The organism is Streptomyces sp. SID12501, from assembly GCF_010550245.1.
In the GTDB taxonomy this organism is placed as follows: domain Bacteria; phylum Actinomycetota; class Actinomycetes; order Streptomycetales; family Streptomycetaceae; genus Streptomyces.
In genome coordinates this window covers 1-831 of the sequence record NZ_JAAGLU010000150.1, presented here as the reverse complement: position 1 = coordinate 831, position 831 = coordinate 1, and the positions used below count along the sequence as shown (strand labels likewise).

The 831-nt window shown below is 74.1% G+C and carries 2 protein-coding genes; one reads left to right on the top strand and one right to left on the bottom strand.

Annotated features, from left to right (window positions below; translation table 11 throughout):
- Positions 1-297: glycoside hydrolase family 20 zincin-like fold domain-containing protein (locus G3I71_RS44915; protein ID WP_203733012.1), on the bottom strand; the 297-nt coding region annotated here is incomplete at its 3' end.
- A 176-nt stretch (positions 298-473) separates the two neighbouring features.
- Between G3I71_RS44915 and G3I71_RS44910 the strand changes: the two genes are divergently transcribed.
- On the top strand, positions 474-740 hold the full coding sequence (locus G3I71_RS44910) for a GlsB/YeaQ/YmgE family stress response membrane protein (RefSeq protein WP_164324657.1): 267 nt from the start codon (positions 474-476) through the stop codon (positions 738-740).
- Positions 741-831 lie beyond the last annotated feature (91 nt).

Below are 831 nucleotides of genomic sequence, written 5' to 3'. Positions count from 1 at the left end.
CCGGGCCTCGAGCCGCACGCGGCCGTCGCCCGCGACCACGCGGTACGCCTCGTCGCCGGGCGGGAGGTCGTCGACGAGGCGCAGGTGCACGACCCCGGGGGTGCCGAGGTCGGCGTGGCTCACCTCGACGGCGCGGCCGCTCGCACGGCCGAGCATGTCGGCGGTGAGCACCGCGACCGGGCCGAGGTCGTCGGCCGCGTCGACCACGACGACCGTCGAGGGCGTGATGACGAACGGGGGCCGCGACGACGACTCGACGACGAGCGGGGCGGGCACCACGGCGACGACGTCGGACACGGGACTCCCTCGGGGACGGACGGCACCGGCGCTGCGCAACCTACCCCTCCGGGGCGCCGCGGGTGGGCCGGACGCGCGAGCCGGTCGTGACGGGCCGCTCGACGGGCGGGACCGCCCGACCCGTCCTACTTTGCTCCCAGGCCGGTCGTCGGTCGACGGGGAGCGAGGAGCACACCATGGACGTCAACGGCATCATCAGCGCGATCGTGGTCGGCGCGATCATCGGCGCGCTCGGCCGGTTGGTCGTGCGCGGCAAGAAGCACATCTCCATCCTCGTGACGATCATCATCGGGATCGTCGCGGCACTCATCGGCACGTGGATCGCGTCGTTGGTCGGCTGGAACGAGACCAAGGGCGTCGACGTGCTGGAGATCGTCATCCAGGTCGCCCTCGCGGCGATCCTCGTGAGCCTGTACGTCGGCTCGGCGGGGCGCCGTCGCTGACACCACCCGCACGCAGGACGAGGGCGGTCCGACCCACCGGGTCGGACCGCCCTCGTGCGTCCGGGCTAGGGGGACAGGGGGCCCGCCCCCG

Coding starts and splice junctions, on each gene's coding strand:
- G3I71_RS44910 (WP_164324657.1), top strand. CDS start 474: ATGGACGTCAACGGCATCATCAGCGCGATCGTGGTCGGCGCGATCATC.